4 protein-coding genes are annotated in these 5,364 nt (G+C 39.1%); all 4 read right to left on the minus strand.

Annotated features, from left to right (window positions below; translation table 11 throughout):
- Positions 1-497 precede the first annotated feature (497 nt).
- The gene (locus QNJ50_RS28455; protein WP_300642571.1) at positions 498-1,901 is read right to left on the minus strand and encodes an MFS transporter; all 1,404 of its coding nucleotides are present in this window, start codon (positions 1,899-1,901) and stop codon (positions 498-500) included.
- A gap of 491 nt (positions 1,902-2,392) precedes the next feature.
- On the minus strand, positions 2,393-3,328 hold the full coding sequence (locus tag QNJ50_RS28460) for an anti-sigma factor (RefSeq protein WP_300642574.1): 936 nt from the start codon (positions 3,326-3,328) through the stop codon (positions 2,393-2,395).
- A 2-nt stretch (positions 3,329-3,330) separates the two neighbouring features.
- Positions 3,331-3,888, minus strand: coding sequence for a sigma-70 family RNA polymerase sigma factor (locus QNJ50_RS28465; RefSeq protein ID WP_300642577.1), 558 nt, complete (start codon positions 3,886-3,888; stop codon positions 3,331-3,333).
- A 52-nt stretch (positions 3,889-3,940) separates the two neighbouring features.
- Positions 3,941-4,846 carry a cytochrome c biogenesis protein CcdA gene (locus tag QNJ50_RS28470; protein WP_300642580.1) on the minus strand — a complete coding sequence of 302 codons (906 nt, stop codon included), beginning with the start codon at positions 4,844-4,846 and terminating at the stop codon, positions 3,941-3,943.
- Positions 4,847-5,364: the final 518 nt, after the last annotated feature.

Raw genomic sequence — 5,364 nt, forward strand, 5'->3', positions numbered from 1 at the left:
TGAATTAGTTATCAATATTTTTGTTGATAGTTGCTATCACTAACTGTCTCCAAGCCTGATTATTACGTTAGTTCTGGCTCACAGTTAACGCTGTCCAAAACCAGACTCACAGCGTGTTGCAAATTTTCGGAAGAGTCTAATATACTAAGATGACACTTGTATATTAAGTATTATATATTGAAAGGAAATTGCACAGGACAGAATATTCCTCTGTAAACTTAACAAGTTTTAATCATCGTGCCGATGACAACCTATCTTAGAATAATTAACCTGAAAAATCAATTCACAAAGTTTATTTAAAAGCCTCAATATCTCTCTCAATCATAGACTAATTTAAAACGCAGGAAAATCCTATGATTTTGTAACTACACTTTTAGGGAATTTGTTCCTGCTAACCTTCAAGATACAGAGACGGAGCTTAGCGCAGCCATGCTATAAGTCTTATGTTGCGTCTATAGAAAAAATTATACATCGTAGTACTCAGTCCTATCTGCTATTCACCCCTGACCATCTCTTCGTTCCTTCAACTTCAAAAGAATCTCCTCATGCTTGGAACGAGTAATAGGATAAAAATAAGCCAACACCAAACCAATAATTAAAATTAAAGTAGGTATGGGCCCAATAATTAAACGTATCGCCCATAACACTGAATTCGGTTGAGTTGGTGGTGCTTCATATGCAACCGCAGGTATAAGTCCAGCCCAGTCTAAAATTCTCCCAACTAAGAACAACGCTGCAGCCAAACCCAACTTTTGAAATTGCACCACAAACCCATAAAATATTCCTTCCCGACGCTGTCCCGTATTCAGTTCATCCAAATCCACCACATCTGGAAGCATCGACCAAGGTACAATATAAGCCGTAGAAAGACCAACTCCTGCTAATACAGCTAATATATACATCAAACTAATTTGTCCCGGTTGGATAAAAAACAGTCCAGCTTGGGCGCAAATCGTTAAAGGTATCCCCATACAGTAGATAGCTTTTTTACCAAAACGTTGAGCGATCGCACCCCAGAAAAACATCGCCAATAAACTTGAAATCTGCACAGTCAGAGCCATTTGGCTAAAATGAGACTTGGATAAACCCATCCAATCAATCACAAAGTAAGGTAATATTGCAGCGGTTACCTGTACCCCCAACCAAGAACATAGGTAAATTCCAATTACGTAAAGAAACGGCTTATTACTTAAGGCAATTTTGATTTGTTTTAAGACTGGTATTTTTTCCGGTTCCTCAACTTGACGGCGTCGTCCTTGCATTATTTTGTAACGCTCATAAGTTCCAAAAACCGATAGATATACCGATAAAGTAGCTAGAAACCCACAACAAGCACCAAGAATAAGATAGCTTGTAGGAGCTTCTACCCGAGCAAATATTACTTGAGCCAAAGCCAGGACAAATATACTACCACCAATCCAAAAAGTAGATTTGACCGTAACTAGACTCGTGCGTTCGTCATAACTTTGAGTAATTTCTGCTGCTAAACTTGAAAACGGAACCAGAACAGAACTGATAGAAGCATAAAATAGAATTGCAACCACCGTGTAGTAAGAAAATAGTAACCACTGATTACTAATTGGTGGAACAACCCACTGCAAAAAGAAAAATAACCCCAATGGGATAGCACCAACAAGCATCCAGGGGTAACGTCTACCAAGTCGCGAACGAGTGCGATCGCTCAACCAACCAATCAGAGGATCGTTAATTGCATCCCAAGCTTTAGCAACGAGGAGCACTCCACCAGCTAGAGTAGAATTGAGTCCCGCGACATTAGTCAGAAAAAACAGGACATAAAAGACCAAAATATTATTCGGAATTGCTCCTCCCAACTCTCCAACGCCATAAGCAATTTTAGTTTTCAAGTTCAGTTCTAGTTTTTCTGGGAGAGAGTCTTTCATCAGGGAGGTGTGTAATAGAATTTACATCAATCTTACACGTTAGATCGAACGTAAATTGTAGTAAAGCAAATGGATAACTCAAAACCTAAATTATTGGTTTTTATTCGATCTGCATGCGAGTTTCCCTATTTTAGCGTTAGCTTGTGCAAGTCTTAGAATTCAATGTAAATCTTGGCGTTAGCGTAACAAAAAGTAAGACTGTTGGTCTTTAAAGAGCAAGTAGTTTTTGAGTTTGGATTTGAATTTGAAGTTGAATTTGAAGTTGAAGTTGAATTTGAATTTGTAACAGTTTGTAGTTTTATGAAGTAGGGCGATACAAAAATATTATATGTATAATCCTAAGTCCAATATTTAACCGCGATTATCCTTTCTGACTTCTGATAGACCTCGCATGGATAGACGTAGCATGCTACGTCTCTACAATTCATTACTGTGCGCTGTCGCGCCCCGGCGCTAACATTACTCATTACTCATTACTCATTACTTATTACTCAAATAGTCGTTCCCTTCATTACCGTTTCTCCACTGGGTAAAGTAAATCCTTCCTTCGGCTCGATGGTAACAAAAACTTCAGTTGTACTACCCCATTGTTTCAATGGTATTTGCTGTAATACTTTCCCTTCTGAGTCAGGTGTAAATTTGGCGCATTTTATTTTTTTACCATCAACAAAAGCCCACAACCGATAAACTTTTTCTGCGGGTAATGCAGACAAGTTTTGTAAACTCAGTACCGCACTTTGGGAATTGGGAGCAATAATTAAACTACCAGAATAATCACTACTAGGAGTTGTCCCCTTTAAACTTAGTAGGCGGTTATCAGGCTCTTTGAGCAGGGTTAAAGTTTCTTCATAACGAGATAAATTTTGTCGGGTGGTTGCTAATTCCTGCTTTAATTGTGATAATTCCAGCCTTTGTTGAGACTGCGATAAATGGGACTTAGTAATTAATAATTCTCGATGTAAGCGGTAGTTGCTAAATCCCAACACAGCAATTAACCCTGCTGCTGCACTTCCCACAAGTCCCAACCAAACTTGCTTGCTTCTCCAACGACGCGAAGATGGGGAGAATCTCTGAATTTCCTGCTCTGGGTAACCTGTTTCCTGCACTATATTTTCCATAACCTGTTCTTCGTAAGCTACTGTCTCTTCTTTATTCTCTTGAAAAGGTCTTTTTTCTCTTTGAAACTCATTCTCAGCAGCTTGAAGTATTCGAGAACGCAAACTTTCGGAAGGTTTGGAAGATGAATTTTTAGGAAGTGATAAAGAAAATAAACCTAAAGTCGTTTGTAATTTATTCACCTGGGTTGTTAACTCAGGATAATTTGCTAAATACTCCTTGACCTTAGTTACTTCATACGGAGTCAAGTTACCCAAAACATAACCTGCAAGCAGTGTTTCCCAATCTTGAGGTAGTTCAACACGTTCCATAATTAATCTACTAAATCCTTTAACAATTTTCTCAACTTCAATAAACCTTGGCGCGATCGAGTTTTTACGGTTCCCAGGGGTATATTTAATTTTTTAGTAATTTCTGATTGACTAAGTCCATCGTAGTAAGCCATCTTCAGAACTTCTTGCTGATTTACTGGTAGTTCTTGGAGTGCTTCCCGTACGATTTCGGCAATTTCCCCCAAAGATACCTTATCCATCAAATTATTTTGGGTATTTTCGGGGGTACTACGCTGACATCTTTGTAAAAGTCGCTCTTGCGATCGCTTTTGATGTAAGCGGTTGATTGCTCTTGACCGAGTCATAGTTAATAAAAATACAATTATCGATCCTCTATTAGAATCATATTTATCACCACGCAGAAATGCCAAAAATATTTCTTGTGTGAGGTCTTCAGCTTCTGTAGATTCTCCCAAGATTCTTAGGGCTAAACGATACACTGCTTCACCATAGCGATCGTATAAAACACCTAATGCGGACAAATCCCCTGACTGCATTGATTGAAGCAATTCGGCTTCTGACTGGTTGGATAAACTCATTTCAAAAAACACTACTGATGCTGAGAATTGGGTTCAAGATACTAGAGTTGTATCAAATAAACCACTGAATGCCAGTAACAAGATAAAAACCACCCGTCAATATCAGTGCGGCGCTTCCCAAACGAATAATCCAATCAGATTTACTCAACAAATTACGACTTTGTTTGACCAGACCAGTAAATAAACTAGCTAGAAAAATAACTGCTGTATAACCGATCGCATAAAAAACCATTGTTACTGTACTAACGACTTGGGAACCACTAGTAGCAGCAGCAGCTAAAACAGCAAAAAGTACGGGACTAGCACAGGGAGAAGTTACCAGAGCAAAGGTTAAACCAGCACCATAGGGACCAGCAACGGGTATATCAATTTGCTTTTGAGGTAACGGTAACCGAATCAAACCGGCAAAACTCAACCCCATTAACAAAATTACTATGCCGACGACAACATTAACATGTCCGCGAAATTCCACCATTACAGCGGAGGCAAAAGATGCAAATAAACCAAATAAGCTGAATACAGTAATTGCTCCTAAAACAAATAGACCTGCTTTAACCAAAGCATCGCGTCGAGAGTCAATTTTTAAGGTGCCAATGTAGCTAAGATTAACAGGAAGTAGAGACAAAATACAAGGGGAAATGCTAGCAGTTAAACCACCAACAAAAGCTAAAGGAAGCAATATAAATGGGCTACTAGTATTTTGAGTTTCAAACCATTGGGAAAAAGGAGTTTGGATCTGAGAAACCAGATCCTCCAGTCTGAAATACAAATCCTGGAACTGTTGTCCAAACAGAATTATGATGATAGTTCCCACAAATAAAAAGCAGGGTAGAAATAATTTCCCTGACTTTAATTTGGAGAAATTGAAACTCGAGAATTTTGAGTTGGATGATTTATTTTGTTCTCTATTATTAGACGCTACATATTTATCGTCATGAGAACGTTCATGATGATTCATGGTTGGGGATTGGGGATTGGCGATTGGCGTTAGCATTAGCGAAGCGTGACGTTAGTCATAGCGTGACGCGACAGCGTCATATGGGGATTGGCGATTAGGTATTAGGGATTGGGATTGGGATTGGGATTGGGATTGGAAAGAAACAATTACCCATTACCGAAAATTTGGGTCTAAAGCCCCGCCTTTATAAGGTGGCTTTCTGATATAATCCACGGCAGAGGTTAGGGTAATCAACCTCTTAAAACACCCAGTGCCGAGAGGTAGCGAACCTTGAAAACTAAAGATATAAGGTTTTGTGCAGAAAAAAGCTTGCACAGGTAAAATCTTTAAGCATCAAGCACAGAGAAACCAAATTTTATTAGTCTTCTCAAGGTAGGACAGGGCATGTCCGAACCAACTCTGTAATGGGTTAAACGCTTAAGGAGAGAACCATCTCTGGGCTAGATACCGTAAGGAATTTAGTTTAAGTGGACTCGTTGAACTAAGAATCTCCGTCCTTATAGGACGGCAGAGTGTCA

The sequence above is a fragment of the Mastigocoleus sp. MO_188.B34 genome (assembly GCF_030065675.1).
Taxonomy (GTDB): domain Bacteria; phylum Cyanobacteriota; class Cyanobacteriia; order Cyanobacteriales; family Nostocaceae; genus Mastigocoleus.